Source organism: Catellatospora coxensis (assembly GCF_016862635.1).
In the GTDB taxonomy this organism is placed as follows: Bacteria; Actinomycetota; Actinomycetes; order Mycobacteriales; family Micromonosporaceae; genus Catellatospora; species Catellatospora coxensis.
Genome location: NZ_BONI01000055.1, coordinates 38,690 through 60,515 on the forward strand (window position 1 = coordinate 38,690; position 21,826 = coordinate 60,515).

General features: G+C 69.3%; 16 protein-coding genes. 9 read left to right on the forward strand and 7 right to left on the reverse strand.

Annotated elements, in window-relative coordinates:
* Window positions 1-295: 295 nt before the first annotated feature.
* Complete coding sequence (locus Cco03nite_RS28110) at window positions 296-3,076, forward strand: helix-turn-helix transcriptional regulator (RefSeq protein WP_239167722.1); 2,781 nt, start codon at window positions 296-298, stop codon at window positions 3,074-3,076.
* A gap of 27 nt (window positions 3,077-3,103) precedes the next feature.
* Here Cco03nite_RS28110 and Cco03nite_RS28115 read toward each other — a convergent pair whose 3' ends face one another.
* Window positions 3,104-4,306, reverse strand: a complete 1,203-nt coding sequence (locus tag Cco03nite_RS28115; protein WP_239167723.1) for a peptidoglycan DD-metalloendopeptidase family protein — start codon at window positions 4,304-4,306, stop codon at window positions 3,104-3,106.
* A 137-nt stretch (window positions 4,307-4,443) separates the two neighbouring features.
* On the opposite strand from Cco03nite_RS28115, the gene Cco03nite_RS28120 reads away from it, so the two are divergent.
* A complete protein-coding gene (locus Cco03nite_RS28120) occupies window positions 4,444-5,901 on the forward strand; it encodes a hypothetical protein (RefSeq protein WP_203695371.1) in 1,458 nt (485 codons plus the stop codon).
* A 299-nt stretch (window positions 5,902-6,200) separates the two neighbouring features.
* Window positions 6,201-6,764: a dihydrofolate reductase family protein gene (locus tag Cco03nite_RS28125; RefSeq protein WP_203695373.1), complete on the forward strand. Its 564-nt coding sequence runs from the start codon at window positions 6,201-6,203 to the stop codon at window positions 6,762-6,764.
* 290 nt (window positions 6,765-7,054) lie between these two features.
* Here the strand turns inward: Cco03nite_RS28125 and Cco03nite_RS28130 are convergent, their stop codons facing one another.
* The 5 genes from Cco03nite_RS28130 to Cco03nite_RS28150 form a co-directional block, all read right to left on the reverse strand.
* Window positions 7,055-7,681: a class I SAM-dependent methyltransferase gene (locus tag Cco03nite_RS28130; protein WP_203695375.1), complete on the reverse strand. Its 627-nt coding sequence runs from the start codon at window positions 7,679-7,681 to the stop codon at window positions 7,055-7,057.
* Window positions 7,682-8,570: 889 nt separating this feature from the next.
* Window positions 8,571-9,512 carry a dCTP deaminase gene (locus Cco03nite_RS28135; RefSeq protein ID WP_203695377.1) on the reverse strand — a complete coding sequence of 314 codons (942 nt, stop codon included), beginning with the start codon at window positions 9,510-9,512 and terminating at the stop codon, window positions 8,571-8,573.
* A complete protein-coding gene (locus Cco03nite_RS28140) occupies window positions 9,512-10,033 on the reverse strand; it encodes an NUDIX hydrolase (RefSeq protein WP_203695379.1) in 522 nt (173 codons plus the stop codon). The genes Cco03nite_RS28135 and Cco03nite_RS28140 overlap by 1 nt, the downstream gene beginning before the upstream one ends.
* A 46-nt stretch (window positions 10,034-10,079) precedes the next feature.
* On the reverse strand, window positions 10,080-10,730 hold the full coding sequence (locus Cco03nite_RS28145; RefSeq protein ID WP_203695381.1) for a class I SAM-dependent methyltransferase: 651 nt from the start codon (window positions 10,728-10,730) through the stop codon (window positions 10,080-10,082).
* Between the two features lie 364 nt (window positions 10,731-11,094).
* Window positions 11,095-15,357, reverse strand: coding sequence for an nSTAND1 domain-containing NTPase (locus Cco03nite_RS28150; RefSeq protein ID WP_203695383.1), 4,263 nt, complete (start codon window positions 15,355-15,357; stop codon window positions 11,095-11,097).
* Window positions 15,358-15,544: 187 nt separating this feature from the next.
* On the opposite strand from Cco03nite_RS28150, the gene Cco03nite_RS28155 reads away from it, so the two are divergent.
* Both Cco03nite_RS28155 and Cco03nite_RS28160 read left to right on the forward strand, forming a co-directional pair.
* Complete coding sequence (locus tag Cco03nite_RS28155; RefSeq protein ID WP_203695385.1) at window positions 15,545-15,886, forward strand: CU044_2847 family protein; 342 nt, start codon at window positions 15,545-15,547, stop codon at window positions 15,884-15,886.
* 91 nt (window positions 15,887-15,977) lie between these two features.
* A complete protein-coding gene (locus Cco03nite_RS28160) occupies window positions 15,978-16,676 on the forward strand; it encodes an alpha/beta fold hydrolase (protein WP_275412082.1) in 699 nt (232 codons plus the stop codon).
* Between the two features lie 38 nt (window positions 16,677-16,714).
* Here the strand turns inward: Cco03nite_RS28160 and Cco03nite_RS28165 are convergent, their stop codons facing one another.
* On the reverse strand, window positions 16,715-16,942 hold the full coding sequence (locus Cco03nite_RS28165) for a hypothetical protein (protein ID WP_203695388.1): 228 nt from the start codon (window positions 16,940-16,942) through the stop codon (window positions 16,715-16,717).
* Between the two features lie 665 nt (window positions 16,943-17,607).
* Here Cco03nite_RS28165 and Cco03nite_RS28170 point away from each other — a divergent pair.
* From Cco03nite_RS28170 to Cco03nite_RS28185, 4 genes are all read left to right on the forward strand, one after another.
* On the forward strand, window positions 17,608-18,822 hold the full coding sequence (locus Cco03nite_RS28170; RefSeq protein ID WP_203695390.1) for a VldE C-terminal domain-containing protein: 1,215 nt from the start codon (window positions 17,608-17,610) through the stop codon (window positions 18,820-18,822).
* Window positions 18,823-19,051: 229 nt separating this feature from the next.
* Window positions 19,052-19,909, forward strand: coding sequence for a glycosyltransferase family 8 protein (locus Cco03nite_RS28175; RefSeq protein ID WP_203695392.1), 858 nt, complete (start codon window positions 19,052-19,054; stop codon window positions 19,907-19,909).
* Complete coding sequence (locus tag Cco03nite_RS28180; protein ID WP_203695394.1) at window positions 19,900-20,925, forward strand: glycosyltransferase family 2 protein; 1,026 nt, start codon at window positions 19,900-19,902, stop codon at window positions 20,923-20,925. Before Cco03nite_RS28175 ends, Cco03nite_RS28180 begins: the two co-directional genes overlap by 10 nt.
* 4 nt (window positions 20,926-20,929) lie before the next feature.
* Window positions 20,930-21,766: a glycosyltransferase family 8 protein gene (locus Cco03nite_RS28185; protein ID WP_203695396.1), complete on the forward strand. Its 837-nt coding sequence runs from the start codon at window positions 20,930-20,932 to the stop codon at window positions 21,764-21,766.
* Window positions 21,767-21,826: the final 60 nt, after the last annotated feature.

Sequence of the window (21,826 nt, forward strand, 5' to 3'; positions counted from 1 at the left end):
AGTCACGCTCCGTCGCGGGGTTCCGGTGGCTCGTCGTTGCCGCCGGCTGTCGACCGGCCTGCCCACGGTCGCCGCGTCCGGGGCCGGTCGCCCCGGGCAACCCCCGGGGTTACGCACCCCGGGTCGCCCGGGTCGCCTGTCCTGCGGTGGTGCCGCGCGCCGCTACCGCCAGGTTGAGTGTTATGTCCGGTCCAGGTGGGGCCCGGTGCGCTGTGACGTGCGCCGCTGCTCGGTACGATCACCATGAATGCCAGTTTTCAGGTGATACGGGTGGGGAAAGAGGCGCCACATGGGCGTGCCTACGACCGATACCCAGGTCGAGCTCAAAGGCCGCCGCCAAGAGACGGCCGCCATCGACCACGCACTCGCCGACGCCCGCATCGGCGCCAGCGCGGTGCTCGTCCTCCGCGGCGAGGCCGGCATCGGCAAGACCGCCCTGCTCGACTACGCCGAAAGCCAGGCCCGCGGTTTCCAGCTCGCCACCGTCTGCGGTGTCGAATCCGAGATGGAGCTGCCCTACGCCGCGCTGCACCAGCTGTGCACGCCACAGCTGGAACACCTGCCCCACCTGCCCGCCCCGCAACGCGAGGCGCTGTCGGTCGCCTTCGGGCTGCTGACCGGCAACACACCCGACCGGTTCATGGTCGGCCTGGCCGTCCTGAGCCTGCTGGGCGGGGCCGCCGACGAGCCGCTGGCCTGGCTGATCGATGACGCCCAGTGGGTCGACGACGCGTCGCTGCAGGTGCTGGCCTTCGTGGCCCGGCGGCTACAGGCCGAACGAGTCGCGATGGTCTTCGCGGTACGCGAGCCCGCCCACCCGCGCCCGCTACCCGGCCTCGCCGAGCTGACCGTGCCGCGACTCAGCGACGCCGACGCGCGCAGCCTGCTGGCCGCCGCCCTGCGCATGCCGCTGGACCCGCAGGTCCGTGATCGGGTCGTGGCCGAAGCCCACGGCAACCCGCTGGCGCTGCTGCAGGTGCCCCGCGCTCTGCCGCCCGCCGACCTGGCCGGCGGATTCTGGCTGCCCGAGGGCCGCTCCACCGAATCCGACCTGGAACGCTGCTTCGCCCACGAAGTCCGCGCGCTGCCGACCGACACCCAGCGGCTCCTGCTCACCGCGGCAGCCGACCCGACCGGCGACACCCGCCTGGTCTGGCGAGCCGCCGACCTCCAGGCCATCCCCACCGCCGCGGCGGCACCGGCTGAAGCGACCGGACTGATCGAGTTGGGTCGGCGAGCACAGTTCCGCCATCCGATCGTCCGCTCCGCGATCTACCGCAGCGCGTCGGTCGCCGACCGGCGCGCCGCGCACCGTGCCCTGGCCGACGCCACCGACCCCGATCTCGCCCCCGACCGGCGCGCCTTCCACCGCGCCCGCGCCGCCACCCAACCCGACGAACGCATCGCCGAAGCTCTCGAACAGTCCGCCGATCGGGCCCGCCGCCGCGGCGGAGCCGCCGCGACCGCCGCCTTCCTGCGCTGGGCCACCGAGCTGACCCCCGACCCCGCCCGCCGCGTCGGCCGGGCCCTGGCCGCCGCCAAGGCCGCTTTCGACCTCGGCGCGCTCGACCAGGCTCACCACCTGCTCGCCGACGCCGAAACCGGCCCGCTGGACGACCTGCAGCGCGCCGAGCTGGAGCGGCTGCGGGCCCGGCTGGTGCACGCCCAGGTCCGCGGCGCCGACACCGCCCGGCGGCTGCTGACCGCCGCGACCCGGCTCAAGCCGCTGGACACCGCGCTGGCCCGCGAAACGCTGCTGGAAGCCGCCGGAGCGGCGATCTTCGCCGGACGCCTCGGCCGCGGCGCCCACGAGGTCGCCCACGCCGCACGTGCCTGCCCGGACGCACCCCAGCCGAACCGGGTCACCGACGCCCTGCTCGACGCCGTCACCTGCTGGATCCTCGACGGCCACAGCGCCAGCGCCGACGCCATCCGGCGCGCCCTGCGGGTCGCGCGCCGTGAGCAGTCCACCGAACACGGCGGCGATCCGGCCGGCTGGCTGCTGCTGTCGTCGCCGGTGACCCCCGAACCACTCGCCCCCGAGGTATGGGACGACGACGCCTGGCACGAGCTGGCCACCGGCGCAACCGACCTGGCGCGGCGGGCAGGCGCGCTGGCGGTCCTGCCGCTGGCGCTGACCCACCAGGCGTGCTTCCACGTCCACGCCGGCGAACTCGACACCGCCGCCACGCTGATCGGCGAAGCCGCCGCCGTCTCGCAGGAGACCGGCAGCACCCCGCTGCTCTACACCTCGCTGCTCCTGCACGCCTGGCAGGCAGCCGAGCAGCAGGTCCTCGACACCATCGAACACGGCATCAGGGACGTGCTCGCCCGCGGCGAAGGACGCGCCCTGGCGATCGCCGATTACGCCAGCGCGGTCCTCTACAACGGGCTCGGCCGCTACGACACCGCGCTGGCCGCCGCCTTACGCGTCTGCGAGCACGAGGACATGGGCATCTTCGGCTGGGCGTTGAGCGAACTCGTCGAAGTGGCCGCCCGCGCCGGGCAACGCGACACCGCGCAGCAGGCGCTGGAGCGGCTGACGCCCCGTACCCGCGCCAGCGCGACCACGTGGGCCGCGGGCACCGAGGCCCGCTGCCGAGCCGTGCTCGCCGACGGCCCGGCTGCCGACGAGCTGTTCCAGGAGTCGATCGAGCACCTCGGACAGACCCGGATCAGCCTCCAGCTGGCGCGTACGCACCTGCTGTACGGCGAATGGCTGCGCCGCCACCACCGACGGCAGGAGAGCCGGATGCAGCTGCGCACCGCGTACGAGGCGTTCACCCGGGCCGGCGCCGCCGGGTTCGCCGACCGGGCCCGCCGGGAGCTGGCCGCGACCGGGGAGACCGTACGCAAGCGCAGCGTCAGCCCCCTGGCCGCGTTGACCGGGCAGGAAGCCGAGATCGCCCGGCTCGCCCGCGACGGGCACACCAACCCCGAGATCGCCGCCCAGCTGTTCATCAGCCCGCGCACCGTCGAATGGCACCTGGGCAACGTCTTCACCAAACTCGGGGTCAGCTCCCGCCGCCACCTGCACGAGGCGCTGCCGCCCGCCGGGTTGCCCGCCGGTGTCTGACACCGAGTGGGACCGGAGTGGCGCGGGTCAGCACCAGCCGTTGATCGCCCCGTTCACGCCTGTCCACAGAAACGCGTCGGACACCCAGCTGCCGTCGGTGAGGCGGTTCCAGAGCGCGGTGGCGCCGTACCGGCCGGTGTGGGTGGTCCCGTTCGCCGAGCAGGAGATGCTCACGGTCGCGCCATCGCTCAGCGACCCGATGGCCGCGTAGCCGGTGCCGGGGCCCGAGCGCCGGGTGAGCGTCCCACCGCCGTTCGCGTCGACGACGCCCTGGGTGAAGCCCAGGACTCCGTAGTTGTAGAGACCGCTGCCGGGGCCGGCCCAGGCCGACCCGTGGCGGGCCCCGCCCTGGTAGGCCGCGCCGCCGACGAACACCCACTTGCCGATCCCGTGATCACCGATGGGGACGTAGGCGCTGTTCTGGCGAAGCCCGAAGTGGACGTGTCGACCGGATGCCGCGCCGCCGCAGGTGACGTCGGTGCCGGTATAGCCGAGGAACGCCCCCTGGGCGACGGCTGCTCCGTTGACGGAGATGCTGCTCCACAGGTGGTAGTAGTCGGTGGAGTAGCCGCGGTCGTGGATGACGCGGATCCAGCCCTGGCACATCGTGTACGCGGTGCCGCCGCGCGCCGCCCGCACGACCTGGTCGCCGCCGGCCAGGTCGATCGAGCTGAACGGCGATTCGCTGCCGCCCCAGCCGTGCGGTCCGCCGGTCAGTGTCCACGTCTGTCCGACGGCGAAGGGCAGCGCCATTCCGGTGCGGAAGTCGCCGCCGGCGTAGGTGGGGGAGGGGGTGGCGAACACCTTCCGCTCGGTCTCGGTGACTACCGGCGAGTCGGCCGCCAGGGTCGAGAATGCGGGTTCGCCGTCGAACGCGACCTGCCACCGGCCGGCTTCGGCCCGCGCGACGAAGATCGACCCGGTCGGGTGGGCGTCTCGGGTGTGGGGTGCGACCAGGACGGCGGTGCCGAAGGCCCAGCTGCCGTTGCGGCGGGTGACGGTGATACGGGCTTCGTCACCGGTCGCGGAGACTGCCGGCGAGGTCGCGCTCTGGTGGAGAAGTCTCGCGGTGACCGCCGCGACCACTGCGGCATCGGACCGCGGTGCGGCCTGCGCTGCCGCCGGCGCGGCTATGACCAGGATCGCGGCCGTCAGCAGCAGCACCAGGCCGCCGGCCGGTCGCCGAGGATGCGCGACCCGATACATCGAGGGATCGGAATTCATCATCATCGTTGTAAGGTATGGCCTGTCTATGAAGCTTGTCTACGGCGGACGGTTGTTCATAGAAGAAAGGTTCCGGTGGCGCCAAGCTTGTACCTATTTGTCTGATTTGTGCCACGATGGGGCCTGATCGAGTGGAGGCCCGCATGACCGCAACACCGGCGAACCGACCCTGGTCGCCCCGCAGCTGCCTGCTCACCGCCGGACTGTCGGCCCTGGCACTGCTGACCACCGCAGCCGGAGCCGTCGCAACCCCGGCCGGCGCACCGCCGGTGGCGCCGCCGCGCGCGAACGGACTCGGACAGCTGGACCCGCGCTTCGGCGCGAACGGAACCGTCGTCACCCCGTTCCCCGACCTCGCATCCGGCGCGAGCGCGCTCGCCGTACACGGTGACGGATTCGTCGCCGCCGGTGGGTCGCTGCAGAACGAATCGCCGGACTTCCTGCTCGCCCGCTACCGCGCCGACGGCAGGCTGGACCGGCGCTTCGGCACCGGCGGCCAGGTCGTGACCCCGTTCTCGGCCGTAGCCGGGGCGGCCGGGGCCGAGGGCGTGGCGGTTCAGCGCGACCGCCGCATCGTCGCAGTGGGCACCGCAGGACTGGGGACAGGCAGCGACATCGGTTTCGCGTTCGCCCGCTACCGGCCCGACGGCAGGCTGGACCGCAGCTTCGGCGGCGGGGACGGCACCGCGGTCCTGCCGGTCGGTCCTGCCGGTGACGCCGGTGCCGCCGACGTCGCGGTGCAGCGAGACGGCAGGATCGTCGCGGTCGGCGGCGCGAACGACGCCGCGGGCAACGCGGTGTTCGCCGCGGTGCGGCTGCTGCCCGACGGCAGGCCGGACACCTCGTTCGGCGACGGCGGCACCGCTCTGGTGCTCATTCCCGGCGGTGACGCCGCGGCTTCCGCGGTCGCCCTGCAGCCCGATGGAAAGGTCGTGCTGGCGGGTACGGCCATCGGCCCCGGCCTGACCGGACAGCAGCTTGCGGCGGTGCGGCTCACCGATCGCGGCGTGCCCGACAGCACGTTCGGCGAGGACGGGATCGCGGTCGCGCAGAACCAGCCCGAGCAGAGCAAGGGCGGCGCGCAGGACGTCGTCGTCGGGCGTGACAGCCGGATCCTGCTCGCCGGGCTCGGGCAGAACGCCGCCGGGCAGGGCGCCTTCACGCTGGCCCGGTTCCTGCCGGACGGTTCGCCGGACCCGTCGTTCGGCGGCGGCACGGGCCTGGTGCTGACCGACTTCCCCGAGGGCGAGTCGCTGGCCGCGAGTGTGCTGCTGCGCGGCGACGGGCGGGTCGTGGCGGTGGGCAGCGCCGGGTTCCCGTCGCGGTTCGCGCTGGCCGGCTATCTGGCCGACGGCACGCTGGACCCGGCCTTCGGCAGCTGCGGGCGCACCACGACGGCGATCGGCGAGGGGTCGGCCGCGACCGCCGCGGTGCTGCTCGATCGGGGCGCAGTCGTCGCCGCCGGATCCAGCTTCGACAACACCCAGACCACCGGCGGCTTCGCACTGGCCCGCTACCACGGCGATCCGCGCCGGCCGCAGCGCCCGGCCGAGGCAGCCGCGCCGGTGACGGGTCTTGCGGCTCCGGTCTGCCTGGGCTGAGGCAGCCACTGCACGGGCGACATCCCAGCCGCCGAGCCAGCACCTCCCGCGGGTCGGTTCGGCGGCTGGTTGCCTGGCATCGCCGTCCGGCAGCCGGGCGAGGACGGACGCACCCCAATCCCGCGCAGACGGCCCGACGCCGAGTGTCGGTGCCGTGTGTCGTGCTCGTGTTCGACGTCCCCGACCAACGACCCGCTCTTCGAGTGCGTCGGTCCGGCCGCTGCGGTTCAAGTACTGGTGGTTTGCTGCGGCGAGCTGCTCCGACGTTCCGATACCGACTGACAGAAAGGCACGCCGCCATGCGGAAGCTGGTATACGGCATGAACCTGTCCCTGGACGGCTACATCGCCGCGCCGGGTGACGACATCGGCTGGGGCGTGCAGAGCGACGAGCTGTTCCAGTGGTGGCTCGACGAGGAGAAGGCGATCGGTCTGTTGCTGTATGGGCGCAGGCTGTGGGAGATCATGAGTTCCCACTGGCCGACCGGCGACCAGCACCCGGGCGCCACCCCGGCGCAGGTCGAGTTCGCGCGGAACTGGCGGGACACGCCGAAGGTGGTGTTCTCGTCGACGGTCGACAAGGTCGACTGGAACACCCGTGTGGTCACCGGCGACGCGGCCGCGGAGATCAACCGGCTCAAGGCCGAGGACGGCGAGCCGATGAGGGTCGGCGGCGCGGCGCTCGCCGGCGCGGCCATGCGGGCCGGACTGGTCGACGAGTACCAGATCGTGACCCATCCGGTGCTGATCGGCGGCGGCAAGCCGTTCTTCACCGCGATGGACGGCTGGGTGCACCTGAACCTGGTCGGGACGCGGACGTTTCCCGGCGGGGTGGTGCTGACCAGGTACGAGACGAGGCGGTAAGCGCGATTGCCGTGCTGCCGGTCGGGGACGTGGCCGGGTCGGCGCTGGGATGGCATGATGGCCGGCCGGGACCGCAACCGTCGTGGCGACCGACCTGGACACCCGTTTCCTGCCCCCGGCGAACGGCTGACCGTGCTGACCCATGACGTGACCGCCGACCGCCCTGGATAACTAATCCGCCCTTGTCGCTGATCGGGCATGTCCGAGTACGCACCACTCAGGACAGTGCCCCCGGTCGCTGCCTAGGTTGTTACTTCAGCGGTGTCGAGTTGCCGCTCCTGCCCTGCGGTTCACAGGGACTCCGGTCTGTACTGGGTGATATAAGCCATCCACGTCTTGCCGAACGGATCTTCTATGTCCCAGCTGTCCAGTAGTCGAAGGCGGTGCCTCTCGAAGGCATTCATCAGATCAACGCGGGTCCAGTGTCGGCGAAATCTCCACGGCGCGCCTTCGTAGTCGGACTTCGGCAACCAGCCCTCACTCGAGGTAGGTGAAACGGTTGTCGACAGGGTCAGTATCCCTCCGGGCCGCAGGAATTTCAGCAGATGCGTAATCGCTGCGTCGGCTTCGGCCGCAGGGAACAGATGGATGAACGCCTCGAGCCACAGGATGTCGAAGGTATGCGTTGGCTCCGCCAGGAAGATATTGCCGTGCTTGATTTCCACATCGGGATTTCGGGCACGCGCGAATTCAACCATCTTATGCGATGCATCGATGCCGGCAGCTCGGATGCCGTTATGCGTCAGTATCGATATTGACAGGCCGACACCGCATCCGATATCGAGTGCGCTAAAGTTGGCGCCGACGTGCCGAATCAGTCTGTCAACCCAGAGCGAGACATTTGCGCGATGCTTCTCGGAACGCTCGTTGTACTGTTCTGCAACGGCATCGTACGGAGATTCGTCTGCGATCGTCAAGGGACCGGTCCATCCACGTAAGTTAATGAGGAATTGCCTGGTGACAGGCATTACCGACAGTCGTTCGCCCTAGTTGGGGCAGGTAGAACAAGCGGGAGAAGAGGGTTGCGTGTCGCCATCTCGCCGAGCTCAGGAGGCACGCAGGTCAGGGGTGGGCTCAACCTCAGCTGTTGCCAGATCCGGGTTGCGGCCGACATGGCCGACGCGTCATCGGAGTCTGCATCGGTCACCTCAGTGCCTCGACCAGGCTCTCCATCCACTGACCCGGGGGACCAAAAGATCTCTTGATCACGGGGTGCCTCGTAAAGAATCCTCGGTTCGCCACGCCACGTGGCCCCACGATATAAGCAGGATCCGGCCCGGGAGCACCCGTGACAATTAACGTGACGGCTGAGTCTCCCTTGATCGTGGAATTGTGGAAGTCGCCGACGTCCACAGCGTATTGCCCGTCCGACTTGGAAACAGTGGTGTCCCGATAGGAACAAGAAACACGAACGTCCGTCGGCACGCGCTTGCTCGCGACGCCTTCGTCTACCACTTTCCAGAGCCGGTGGAAACCCGACCCGTCTGCGTCCACATTGTATCCTCTGCTCGACACCGCACCACTGAGAACATAGCTGGTCAATGGCCGCCGGTGCGAGTGGACGGTCTGGGCTGCCCTATTGGCAGAGTTCCAGAAGTGCAGACGAACAAGGCGACCCTCATGAGACCCGATTCTGAGTTGGCCGAATCCAAGGACATGAACCATGGCCTCTGCCTCTGAAATAGACCTGAGCGCGGCATCGCTTCCGAGTAGTCTCCGTAGATCGGCGATGTCGCCTCCGGTGGACAAAGCTTCGACTATTTCAGTTGCGAGCGATTCTCTGCCGTTGATTGCTCAGCCCACCTCTCAGCTGTTTTGCCTGCTTGCCCCGCTGCTCTGTTCCTGCCGGACCGCGTCCAGTATCCGTAGCCAATAGAAGTTGACGGCATATGATGCGCCAGAAAATATGGCGCTGAGAATCCCGAGCAAGAACAGGGCGAATCCCTGCCAGTATGAAATTTGGCCTGCTGCGAGAAGATTGCCGCATACGCCGAATCCCAGGAGGCCGAGTGTTCCCAGTGTGGCGATCAGAATCCGTCGCAAGACTCTGTAGTTTGAGACCGCCGGCGGCGCTGTCGTCGCGGAGCTTGTTTGAAGGCCAGCGGCTTCCCTCGATGCCATATCACGACTGATGATGTGAAAGGTTCTATTGACCGCGTCCGGATTCAATGCGCTCAAGGAATTTCGCTCTCGATCGCTGATCCGGGGCGCTGTTGGACTATACGTATCCTGAAACTTCCCTCGATAACCGACCTGTTGACCTACTACGGTCGATACGAGCAGTTGAGCGACGGGGGCATAGGGATAGATCCTGATGGGAACGGTCGTCAGATTCACCAATTGGAGTGGGAAGGCCCACCTAATTCCGATGGCAAACTTCGGTGCCATGCAGTTGACCATGATTCCCATGCGAGCGAAGGTGCTGCGTGTCACGACGAGTCCGACAAGGTCATCTGGGAAGCAAACCGCTTCAAGAGTCTGCGTTATAAGCGGTTGCATCGGCAGCAGGTCGTAGCCGCTGGCAGGAATCTCTACCTTTTCATATGCTTGATCAAGGTCGTGATGTATATAGTCGAGAAACTCAATTCCTCGCTTGAGGGCGAGTCCTGCGGGTGCGAGCCTCAAGTCAATCGAATCCTCGGTGACCTGGGCGTCCATGCTGAATGGTTCAGTGGCATCCAGGGACTTGATCTCGATGGAGCCCCCGTCTATGCGTCGCCGAATTTCGATTCCTGTCAGAAAGGCCACTATTGAACCTCTTGCTCACTCAGGGCGCCGGAAATCTCCGACCCTCGCTTCAGTAGTTCTTCCAGCATTGGACGGTTAAGGGGGAAGACGCATCCGCTGGCGAGGATGCCTGGAATTCTATGGAGTGCCACCCATTCGTGCTCGGCCGCTTCCTGGGTGCTGGTGATGCGCCCGCCTGCCGTGACGATTATCGCGACACCAATATGATTCTGCTCGGTGTCGACGACGCAGATCGGAGGACGAAATGTTGTCAAAGACGACGTTGGCTCATCGCTGCCATAAGGGGATGGCCCGCCGAGGAGAATGGCACGCAGCTCCAAGCCGGTTTCTTCGCGTAATTCACGAGACGCGGCTTCCTCCATGCTTTCATTTTTGCTGATTTTTCCTTGTGGTAGCTCGAGATAGCCCAGGTAGGGCGTATCGTCGTCCGGCTTGCTGCGACGCTGCAACAACACGCTGACTTCTCCATCTATTTCGCGTACCGTCAGTATGGAGACGACGGGTCGTTGATATTTCCCCACCAGAGACCTCTCGTTTGCGAGTCGGCAAGATCGCGGTGTCTGCCATTCAACAGCTCGCTTTAAGTGCCGTTATCGCCACCCACCGTTTGCCGGCGATTAAGGGATCCGGCATTATTGAGGTTTCAACCGGCTCGAAGTTCGCACTGCGCAGTGTGGTGGATAGCTCGTCTATCGTCCAATGTTTGCGGAATCTAAGGTGGTTTCCATAACCATCTTTAGGGAGCCATCCCTCGGCGCTGCGCTGAGCCAGAGTTGTCGAAACGGAGAGCACTCCGCGATCGTTCAGGGAGTCGTAGAAACGCGACAGGAGCGTCCCGACCAACGACTTCGGATATAAGTGGATGAGAGCTTGCTCCCAGATCGCGTCGAAGGTCTGCGCGAAGTCTGCTGTCATGAAGTCGCCGACCATGACGTCTAGACCGGGATTTCGTCTTCGCGCGTATTCCGCCATGCGGGGCGACAGGTCGATTCCTGTTGGACGGAGTCCGCGGGAACGCATGGCTTGCATGGCCAGCCCCACTCCGCACCCGACATCAATCACGCTGCTTCCGTTGCGAAGATGGCTCAATAGGACATCGATGCGCCGGTTGACATTGCTGGTGGATTGCGAGGAGCGGCGTTCGTATTCAGAAGCAAGCGTGTCGTAGACGTCCAGATGGACGTCCCGAAGGTTGGAAAGCTGAATCGCCGCTGCCATCAGTCCTGCCTCGATGATCCAAGTAATCGTTCAGAACAGCATGTAGGAAACAGTGTCTACCGTCAATGTCGATCATCTCGATGTGGCACGGTTCTGCCCCCAAGGAGTCCGAAGTGATATCGTCGGCATCCGGCTACGACTGGACGGATGGCGGACTCCTTAATACGCGTTCGGGCGTAATAGGCCGGCGATCATAATGGCCGGCGGAGACGGCCGGTTGGGCGCGACCAACCAGCTGGGCCACCAGTCTGGCAGATGGTGACCGCAGGTAAGCCGGACGACTGCAACCGTAGAGAGTGGCCGGCCACCCAACGGCCGGACGGGCGCCATCCGTTGTGGCTTCATCGATCTGGCGTCGGATGGTTCACGGCGAACCCGGGTAGGCCGCCGCAGGCGCGTCGGCGGGAGCCTCGAAACCCGACGGGTACTGCGGGCACAGCCGGACGTAGCGTCCGCCTGGGGGAGCGTACTGCTCCCACTCGGCCTGGGACAGGTTGCGGCCGGCCAGCGCGCAGGCGTGTTCGATCCACGTGCTCGGGGCGGCCCACAGCCGGATCGTGCCGTCTTTGGAACCGCTGGCCACCAGCTTGCCGTCGGGGCTGAACGCCAGCGAGCTGATCGTGTCCTGGTGCAGCGCCAGCGGGTCGGCGACCGGCTGCCAGGTCTCCGTCTCGAACAACTGCACGGCGTAGTCCGCGCCGCCGACGGCCAGCAGCCTGCCGTCGGGGCTGAACGCGGCGGCCGTGACCGGGGTGCGGTGGGTGAGCTGTTGCTCGGCCAGCTCGTCGCCGTCGATCTGCCAGACCGACATGCCGTCGTCGCCCAAGCCGTTGGAAGGGTCGCCGGTGACGACGGTGCGGCCGTCGCGGCTCAACGCCAGCGGCTCTACCCGCGCGAAACGGTGCTGTTCGTCGGGTCTTCCCGTGGCGATCGACCGGCCGGTGCCGAGGTCCCACACCTCGACCGCCCCGATCCGCCCGACCGTGAGGCGGGTGCCGTCGTGGTTGAAGACCGCACTGCTCGCGCTGGTCGGCAGCGTCACGGTCTCCTTGCCCGCGGCGACGTCGCGGATGACTACGGTCTTGTCCCGGTCGATCGCGGCGAGCCTGCCGTCGGGGCTCAGCGCCAGGACGAGTTCCGGGCCGTGGTCGGAGATCAGCCGACCCGATCGGGGATCCCATAGTCTCACGGCGCCCTGCGTGCCCAGCCTGATCGCGGCAAGGTTGCCCGTGGCGGGGTTGATGCGGGCGTCGCCGACCGGATCGCCGGTGACCACCTCGCCAGGGTCGAACTGCTCGCCGGGTGCCGACAGCGGTGTGCCGTGAGGGGTGCGGCTGGCGAGGTCCCACTGCCGGATGCTCTCGTCGAACCCGCCGCTGAGGAGGGTGGCTCCATCGGGGCTGAAGGCGACGCTGTTCACTGTCCGGGAGTGGCCGACCAGCGGCTGACCGAGTGGCTGGCCGGTGGCCAGGTTCCAGAACCGGACCTGATTGTTGTTTCCGACGCTGGCCAGGGTCGCCCCGTCGGGGCTGAAGACGAGTCCGCTGATTCTGCCGACGTGTCCGAGCAGCGGTGTGCTGATCGACTGGCGGGTTTTGAGGTCCCACTGGTGGATCGCGCCCTGGGCGTCGGCGGAGACCAAGGTGTTCGTACCCGGTCGCAGGGTGATGGCGGTCGGTTTGACCGTCGTGCGCAGAGGCTGGCCGATGAGGGTGTGGTCGGGTCCCACCAGGTAGACCAGTCCGTCCTCGGCGGCGACGGCCAGCAGGCCGTCGCGGGTGTACTCCATCGCGGTGACGCCGACGCCGACCTTGAACTGGTCCGTCATCCGGCGTGTGCCGACGTCGTACACGCGCACCGTCCGCGGGCCGGCGAAGGCGACCTCGCCGGCGTCGCTGTTGAACGCGATCCTCTCGATGTAGCCCACCTTGGGTTCGAACGCGGGTCCGGTGGCCCGGCGGGTGGCCACGTCGATGATCTCCACCCGCCCGGGATCCCCGGACAGCGCGGCGAGCAGCCGACTGTCGGGGCTGAACGCCAGCGGAGGAAAGAAGGAGTTGGTGGGGCGCAGCAGTTCGCCCACGGGGCGGCCGGTCGTGCCGTCGCGCAGCCAGGTGCCGTCCATGCCGCTGCTGGCCAGCCACTTGCCGTCCGGGCTGTAGACGAGCGTCGACTCGGTTCGCGGCTCGTCGAGGACGGCCGTCTGCTCGCCGGTGGCCGCATCCCAGAACCGCAGCGTTCCCTTGTTGAGGCTGACCTGGTTGGCGGTGACGAAGACCTTGCCGTCGGGCCGGAACGCCGATGTCTCGATGCGGTGGTCGCTGCCGTAGAGGATCCGGGAGGTGGCGATCGGCCGGGACATGACCGTTCCCAGGGCGCCCCAGGCCTGGCGGCTGCCGGTGGCGCTGAGCCCTTGCAGGGCCAGTAGCAGCGCCAGGTCGGGCTGTCGGCCCACGACGCCGAGGGCTTGCGTGGCCAGGGTGCGGGAGTCGGCCAGCCGGGCTCGGTGCTGCGCGAGCGCGGTCTGGTCTCGGGCGGTGTTCCACTGCCACGCCGCCACCGTGCCGGCCAGCACGGCGAGGGCGAGCAGTGCGGACAGGACGGTGACGCGGCGGCGGTCGCGGGTGAGGCGACGCTGCTGTGCGGTGTTGCTGAGGGTGATGTACCGGGCGAGGTCGGGGTCGATCTCGGTGGGGCGGTCGTGGAGCCAGCGACGGGCGGCGTCCAGGGCGCTGCCGGGCAGCAGCAGGTCGGCGTCGGGTCGGCCGTGGCGGTCGGTGCTGGCCTGCCAGCGGCTGTGGTCGGCGGCCAGGTCGTGCCGCCAGGCCAGGAACACGTGGTCGTCGGCGAGCCAGCGGCGCAGCAGCGCCCATTCGTGCAGGAGTGCCTCGTGGGCGAGTTCGACTACAGGCTCGCCGGTGGCGGGGTCCTGCCCGGTGGTGATCAGCCGCCGGTCGGCCAGCAGCCCGACGACGGTCGCGGCGCTGTCGTGGGCGTCGGTGGCCGTGCCGAGGGCGCCGAGCTGGGCGAGGGTGCGCCGCTGGCGGGTGGGCGGCACGTTGGCGGCGTCGTCGCCGGGCCGGACCAGCGCGAGCAGGACCTGCCGGACCAGTGGCCGGCGGTCGCCGGGCAGGGTGTGGCAGACCTCCGTGTAGGCGTGGTCGCACCAGCGGTCCAGCCATCCGGCGACGCCGCCGAGTTCGGCGTACGCGTGGTGGGTGAGCCGGCCTGGGCCCCGGCAGCGCCGCCACAGTTCCGCGAGGGCGGACGACAGCAGCGGTAGGACCGTCACCGAGGCGCGTCCGGCTGTGCCCGGTGCGGTGACCTGGGCGGCGTCGGCGACGATCCGGGCGGCGAGGTTGGGTTCCAGGGTCAGGCCGACGGCCGTGGCGGGGCGTTCGACGATGGCGGTGAGGTCGTCGGGTTCCAGCACGGCGGGGATGTTGACGAGTCCGCGCTGCAGCAGCGGCATGAGGTCGGGCGCCTGGGCGGCCAGGCGGCTGTAGAAGTCGTCGCGCATGGTGATGACGACGGTGACCGCCGGGTCCTGCTCGGCGAGGTCGGCGAGTTCGCGTAGCAGTGTCTGCCGGGGCTGTGGCGCAGTGGCCACGAGCAGTTCCTCGAACTGGTCGAGGACGAGTACGAGCCGGGTGTGGTCGGGTCGGGCGGCCCGCCAGGCGCGTGCCGCGTCGGCCAGGCCGTGCTCGACGCCGGGCAGGCCCGCCTGTGCGAGCTGGGTCACCGGGTCGCTGCCGGGCCGGGCGACGACCCAGCCCCAGCGGTCGCTGCCGGGCAGCGCGGCGCGCGCCAGTGCGGGCCGCAGACCGGCGTGGATCAGCGACGACTTGCCACTGCCCGACGGCCCGAGCAGTGCCAGGAAGGCACGGTCGTCGCGCAGCCGGTCCAGGACCGCGCTCAGGGCGCGGTCCCGGCCGTGGAACCACGCTGCGTCGCCGGTGGTGAAGGGCCTCAGCCCGGGGTACGGGCAGACGTCGGCCACAGCCAGTCCCGGGTGCGCCGCCCGCAGGGTGGCTACCGGCGTGATGTACGCGGTGGACCGGCCCCGGCCGTGCCGGTCGGGTGCGGCCACCGAGTCGACCATGCCGATGACCAGGCCACTGCGCTCGTCTACGACGGGGCCACCGCTGAAGCCCTGGGTGATCTCGGTGGCTTCGGACAGTTGGAGCAGCTCGACCCCATTGTCGCCGTGGATCGGGTCACCGGCGAGGCCGTAGCCGTAGTGGCCGCCGCCGGGGGCGTTGGCGGGGAACCCGAACGTCTTCACCGGGTGCCGTGCGCCGCCGTCGGACGTGCCGAGTGGCAGCGGGCGGGCCAGCGCGGGCGCGGGATCGGCCAGCCGCAGGAAGGCGACGTCGCCGCGGTCCGGGGCGCGCCAGTGCTCGGGCAGGGCCCAGGCCCGGCGGGGCTGGTCGTCGAGGTGGGCGAACCGGACCGGCACCGGGCCGCCCGGCGGTGCGCCGCCGGGTCCGGCGATGACGTGCGCGCAGGTCACCAGGAGGCCGTCTGCCACGAGGAACCCGGTCCCGGCCGTGCGCCCGTGCCCGTCGAGGACCTGGACCACGCCGCGGAGCAGGTCGGGCGGGCCGCCGCCGGACGCCCCGGTCACCGGCCCGTCCCTGCGCTTGGGCCGCGCCTGCGCTGTCTCATCGGCGCCTCCTCCCGAACCGGCGCCACCCACCATAATGGACGTTCCAGGAGAGGTGGCGTCCCCAGCGGACGTCGCGTGCGCCCCGACGGTGTACGCGTAGCCGCCTCACCGCCCGGCCGCGCCGGGATCGGCGAGGGAGTGTGTGGTGGACGACGTCGTGGCGGTGCCGCTGTCCGGGGGCGGCATGATCCTGATCGAGGGCGCGGACCAGGCCGGCCCCGGAGGCCCGGTGAAGGCGGGACGGATCGGCGACGCGATCCAGGCCTTCCCCGCCACGCTCCAGGAGGCCATGGCCCCGGTCGCCGACGCGGCCCGGGCGGTGCTCGACGAGCTGCGCCGCGTGAGCCCCGACGAGGTCGAGGTCGAGTTCGGCGTCGACCTGGCGATGCACGCGGGTGCGGTCATCACCAAGAGCGAGGCACGCTCCCACCTGCGAGTCAAGATGCGCTGGGTGAACGGGTCGGCGGCGCTGTCCGAGGACGAGTAGGCCGGTCCGCGAGGTGCGGGCCGCCGTGTGCCCGAGCCACCGCGCACATCGCGGCGTGGACCGGGGGCCGTCGTTGGTAGCGTGCGCGGACATGCAGTCGCGGACGATTCACATAGGAGCTACGGCGTTGCACGTCGGTGTGACCGGCCACGGCCCTGACGTCGTAGTCCTGACCGGTGGTCCCGGTGGTGTGCAGTATCTGGAGCGAGACGAGATCGCGCCGCGTCACCACCGCGCCTGGTACCCCGAACCGCGCGGCGTCGGCCGCTCGGGCGGCGGCCCGCACACCATGGAAGAAGCGATCGCCGATCTTGAAAGCATCCGTACGGCGGTCGGTGTCACCACCTGGATCGTGGTAGGCCATTCGTGGGGTAGTGATCTAGCCGTGCGCTACGCGGTCGAGCATCCGCAGGCGGTGGCCGCGGTGGTCGGCATCGCTGGTAGAGGTCCCCAGCGTGACCGGACGTGGTCCGAGGCGTACGAAGCAGGTAAGGCCGCCGAGCCTGTCGTCGACATCGACTGGGTGCCCGAAGTGCACGCGGCTCTGAGCGTTTCGTTCACCGATTGGATCCATCGACCCGAGCTCTGGAGCGGGCTGGCCGCCTGCACCGTACCGATGCATTTCATCGCCGCCGGCGACGACATCCGCCCGCCGTGGCCCCTGGCGCAGCTCGCCGCGCTCCTTCCACGTGGGAGCTTCTCCACCGTGCCGGGCGTGCCGCATGACTTCTGGTCCACCCACCCCGAGCTGTGGACCCAGACCATCACGGACGCCTGCGCCGCTTCGTGACCTCGCCCGTGGCCAGGCTCGCATGTCGATCTCTGGGCTTATCGACCAGCCGTGGCGATCGTGGGCAGCTCCATGGTGGCGAGCAGCAGCGCCAGCACCGAACTGTTGTGATCGTGCGCCCGCGAGCTGGCGGTGGCGACCGTACACGGCAGCAGTCGGCCGCAGGAGCACAGCGTCCTGCTGGTGGGCTGGTGTTCGGCTATCAGGAAGGCTGCCGCGGCGATCTGGCGGCGTGCTGACTCGACCGGTTGAACCGAGTGCTGCATGCCAACCGCCTTCACATCGTGCATGTCGCAGGAACCACGGTGACTGTCACTGACAGCCACCGGCGGATTGACACATGGTATCGATGTTGGTGTGTCGGATCGGCTCGCTGTCTGTTTCCGTCAGGTGAATGATCCGGCGATGACCGGGCCGGCTTGCCGGCGAAGGCGGCGTCGGTGGGTGTTCTGCTGCACGAATGCATGTGACAGGTGCCGCTTCGCGTCGATGACATGAACTCCGCCGGCACGCCTTCACGGCGCACCCGAGATGTTCCACCCCGCGCGTGTCCGATATCGAGCCGGTCGAGCCCCTGGCTGGTGGCGGCTCGCCCACTGCGCGGTGTCCGGTCAGATCCGGCTCCGGTCCTGACCGGACAGGCGGGACCAGCGCCGACGCCCGAGTGATCCGGAGCGGGTCGGTGGCGACCTGGCGCGCCGTGCCTCGGCAACACGCTGTTCGTGCCGGCCTTCCCGGCCGGCGCCGTCGTCAGGCGCGTCGCCTCATCCTCCACCGCCAGGCGGTCAACCGACTGTCGGCACGTCGCGCTTCTGCCGCGGCCGAACGGCCGCGACCACCCCCGCACACAAAGGAGCCCAGCACCCCCATGACCCACACCGTGAGGAAAACCCGAGTCCGACGCACGTTGACAGTCCTGGCGGCTGTCACGATGGCTCTGGCGGGCCAGCTGGTCGGCGTCGGCGGCGCCCACGCCGCGAGCACGGCCGGCGTCCACACCGGCATCGACGGCTACCCGACGCGACAGTTGCCGACCTCCTGCATCACCACGCCGCAGCCTGGCACGGTCTACCTGCACGACATGGTGCTCGCCGGCGCCGGCGGCCGACACCTCGGCTACACCAACTGTTCGGACGACACCTCGTACCACCGGGAGAGCCGCGCGTGGGACTGGGGGATGAACGCCTTCGACGCTTACGAGGCGGCTCGGGTGAACGAGGTGCTGACCTGGTTGCTGGCCACCGACGAGCGTGGCAATCCGCACGCCAACGCCCGCCGGCTGGGCATCGGTGAGATCATCTGGAACAGGCGCATCATCACCCTGTGGTCCACCACCGGCAACAAGAACTGGGTGACCTACACCGGGTCCAACCCGCACACCGACCACGTCCACTTCTCCATGTCGTGGGCGGGCGCCCGCAAGGAGACCAGCTTCTTCCGCTCGCGCGGCGCCGTGCCGGTGTTCGCACTGTCGGACTCGCTGAACGCGAGCACCGCCACCCTTGCCGCGTTCTCCTACGGGTTCGGCGCGTCGGTGGTGATCGCGGGGGACTGGGACGGCTACCTCGGCGATGGCATCGGCCTGTACGATCCCACGACCTGGACGTTCTACCTGCGCAACTGCCCGTGCTCGGGCGGTCTCGCCGACGTGGTGGTGCGGCTGGGCAACTTCGGCGACAAGCCGATCGCCGGGGACTGGGACGGCGACGGCCGCGACGACATCGGCGTCTACCGGCCTAGCAACAGCACGTTCTACTTCCACATGCTCGACGGGGACGCCGCACCGGCGCCCATCACCTACGGCAACGCCGGTGATCTGCCGATCATCGGGGACTGGAACGGCGACGGCCGCGACGACATCGGCGTCTACCGTCCCAGCAACGTCACGTTCTACAAGATCACGGGTGGTGCGGTGCCGTTCGGCAACCCCGGTGACATCCCGATCGTGGGTGACTGGACCACCGACCGCATCGCCGAGATCGGCGTCTACCGCCCGTCGAACAGCACGTTCTACTTCCTGACCGAGTCGGACACCCAGCAGCCGGTGACCCGCGTGCGGCCGTACGGCGACCCGGGTGTCAGCCCGGTCATCGGCGACTGGAACGGCAACGGCCAGGACACCCAGGGCGTCGTTCTGCTCGGGTAGTTCCGCCGAGCCTGAATTCTGTCGCGTGCCCACCCGGCGCCTCGGCTCCGGGTGGGCACTGTGTTCGAGGACACCGCCGTCTGCCGGCAGGCTCTGACCGGCGTCCACGGGTCTCTGGCACCTGGCCTTCGCACCCCTGCCCGGTTCGCTGCCGCACCGGGCAGGTCAGAGACAATGACAAGGTTGGATGCATTGTGTTACGGTTTGCCTCTAAGCGACGGGAATCGGCATGTACACGGTGGGCGTCTGCATCGACGAGGCGTACTTTGTGCCGGCCCTGACCACGTTGACCTCGCTGGCCGACAGCCAACCCGCCGGTGACCTCAAGAACGTGGGCGTGCGCGTGTTGACCGCCGACTTGAGCCGGGGCCGCGCCGAGACGATGGCCACGGTGGTGGCGCGGCTGGGGTTCGGGTCGTTCGACATCGCGTGGCATCCCACCGACCGGTGGCAGGTGGTGAGTTGCGACCACATCTCGGCAGCCACCTACCTGCGCTTCGCCTTCACCGCCGACTTCGTCGGCGACGACCATCTGATCTATCTGGACGCGGACCTGCTGGTCCTCGGCGACGTGGCGGCACCGCTGGACAGCCTGGAGCCGGCCCGGATGGCCCTGGTCCAGGACGAACTCGTGGCAACGGTGGGCCGGGGCGGGGCGCTGCCCGGGGTCGTCGACCGGTGGCCCGGGTTTCGGGGCCGTCCCTACTTCAACGCCGGGGTGATGTGGTGCCCGACCGGCCTGCTGGGCCGCCTGAACCGGTCGATCACCCGGATCATGGCCGCCGCCGGGCAGCACATCCATTTCAACGACCAGGACGCGTTGAACCTGTGGGCCCTGCACGGGAGCGCCGTCGTGCCCGCCCCACCGGCGTACAACCGCTTCGAACTGGACCGGTTCGAGGACGGTGCCCAGAGCCGGGCCCGCGAGGGCACCCCGGTGGTGCTGCACTTCGTCGGCCCCGACAAGCCGTGGCAGCCGACCTGCCCGGGCACCGACGGGGTACGCCTTTACCGGACCTACCTGCGTCAGGCGGCGAGCCTGGTCAGCCGGGCCAAGGACCCGACAGCGGGGATCCGGTGGCAGTGACCGTGTGCGTTCCCACCCACCGGGGACGGCTGCGCCACGTCAGCGAACTGCTGGCCTCGCTGCTGATCGCCGCCCGGGTGGCCGACGTGCCGGTGGAGATCATCGTGGTGGACGACTCGCCCGAGCCGGAGTTCCAGGCGCTGCGGCGCCGGTGCATCCGGCTGGGCGTGCGTCACCTGCGCGGCCCGCGCTCGGTGAGCGCCAAACGCAACCTCGCCGTCCGGGCCGCCAGCCACGACCTGCTGCTGTTCGTCGACTCGGACTGTGTGGCCACGCCTGAGCTGATCGCCGGCCATCTCGACGCGCTGGCCGGTGCGCCGGCTGACGTGGCCGGGGTCGCCGGGGCCACCGTCTGGTCAGGTGAACGGACGCCGCTGTGGCAGGTCCTGGATTTCAGCCGGCTCTACCAGAACGCGGTGGACGTGGCCGCCCGCTACACGCAGGTCGGCTGGGCCACGACCAGCAACCTGTGTGTACGCCGGGACGTGTTCACCCGGCTGGGCGGGTTCGACGAGGGGGCGTTCACGGTGGTGGGCGGCGAGGACGTCGACCTCGGCGTGCGCGCCTGCGATCGCGGATACCGCTGGCTGACCTGTGCCCGGGCAGCGGTCCTGCACCAGCGGGACTCGGCGGGCCGGTGGAGCCAGGTGCTGGCCAAGCAGTTCACGTACGGCCGGGCCGACGTGTTCCTGTGCTCGCGGCACCGCCACCGCCGGACCTGGCGGGCCAACCCGGTCACGACCAGCCTCATGATCATGATGTTCGCGGTGGCGGGTGTCCGCGTGGGGCTCCCGCTGTGGACCCTGCTCGCCGGGGCGGTGCCGGTGCTGGCCGCGTTACTGCGCACCGGGCCCCAGCCGGTACGCCGGTGGGGCGGCGCCCTGGTCGATCTGGCCTTCGACGCGGGTATCACCTTCGAGGCGGTGCGCCAGAGGCGGCCGGCGTTGGCCGTGCGCACCTTCGTCTACGCCGACGACCGGGAGTTCCGGCCGCGCCGGGCCGCAACGCGAGCCTGAGCCCATGTACGCCGTGGGATTGTGCGTAGACACGGCGTACCTTCTGCCCTCGCTGGTGACCCTGCTCTCGCTGGCCGACGCGACCCCCGACCGGGCGTCCGCGGCCGTCAGGGTGCTCACCCCCGATCTGTCCCGCGCCGACGCGGCCATGATGGCGGCGACCGTGCGCTTCCTCGGTTTCCGGTCATTCGACCTGCGGTGGGTCAGGCCCGGCTGGCGGGTCGTCGACGGTTCGTACATTTCGACGGCCACCTATCTTCGATTCGACTTCGACGCCGGCTTCGTCGATCGCCCTCACCTGGTGTATCTGGACAGCGACGTGCTGGTGCTGGGCGACCTCACCAGCCCGCTCGGCACGCTTGCCCGCGGCCGGATCGGGTTGGTACGCGACCTGTTCAACCACACCGTGGGCACGGGGCCGGCGCTGCCCGGGGTGGCCGACCGATGGCCCGGGTTTCGCGGTCGCCCCTACTTCAACGCCGGCGCGATGTGGTGCGACACCGAGGTGCTGGCCCGGCTGCACACCGACGTGGCCCGGATCATGCGCCACGACGGGCGCCATATCCACTACAACGACCAGGACGCGCTCAACCTCTGGGGCCTGCGCCACGACTCAGTCCAGCCGCTGCCGCCGGAGTTCAACACGTTCGAGGTCGACCGGTTCGCCGAACTCGGCGACTGGGTCCACCCGATCCTCGCCGCGACCAAGGTGCCGTCGTCGCCGGTGGTCCTGCACTTCGTCGGCGCCGAGAAGCCTTGGCTGGACAACTGTCCGTCCACGCCGGCGGTCGGGCTGTACCGCCGTTACCTGCGCCACGCCCGCCGGCTGGCCCGTTGGTGATCCCTCTTGCGGGAGTCGGGAGCGGGGCGCCTACGGCACGACCGCCGCCGCCGCCGCCGA

Excerpts from the sequence above, each read along its gene's own strand:
- Cco03nite_RS28145 (WP_203695381.1), bottom strand. The coding sequence starts at position 10,730 with ATGGCAGCGGCGATTCAGCTTTCCAACCTTCGGGACGTCCATCTGGAC.
- Cco03nite_RS28170 (WP_203695390.1), top strand. The coding sequence starts at position 17,608 with ATGGCTCTGGCGGGCCAGCTGGTCGGCGTCGGCGGCGCCCACGCCGCG.
- Cco03nite_RS28120 (WP_203695371.1), top strand. The coding sequence starts at position 4,444 with ATGACCGCAACACCGGCGAACCGACCCTGGTCGCCCCGCAGCTGCCTG.
- Cco03nite_RS28125 (WP_203695373.1), top strand. The coding sequence starts at position 6,201 with ATGCGGAAGCTGGTATACGGCATGAACCTGTCCCTGGACGGCTACATC.
- Cco03nite_RS28160 (WP_275412082.1), top strand. The coding sequence starts at position 15,978 with ATGCAGTCGCGGACGATTCACATAGGAGCTACGGCGTTGCACGTCGGT.
- Cco03nite_RS28165 (WP_203695388.1), bottom strand. The coding sequence starts at position 16,942 with ATGCAGCACTCGGTTCAACCGGTCGAGTCAGCACGCCGCCAGATCGCC.
- Cco03nite_RS28175 (WP_203695392.1), top strand. The coding sequence starts at position 19,052 with ATGTACACGGTGGGCGTCTGCATCGACGAGGCGTACTTTGTGCCGGCC.
- Cco03nite_RS28115 (WP_239167723.1), bottom strand. The coding sequence starts at position 4,306 with ATGATGATGAATTCCGATCCCTCGATGTATCGGGTCGCGCATCCTCGG.
- Cco03nite_RS28185 (WP_203695396.1), top strand. The coding sequence starts at position 20,930 with ATGTACGCCGTGGGATTGTGCGTAGACACGGCGTACCTTCTGCCCTCG.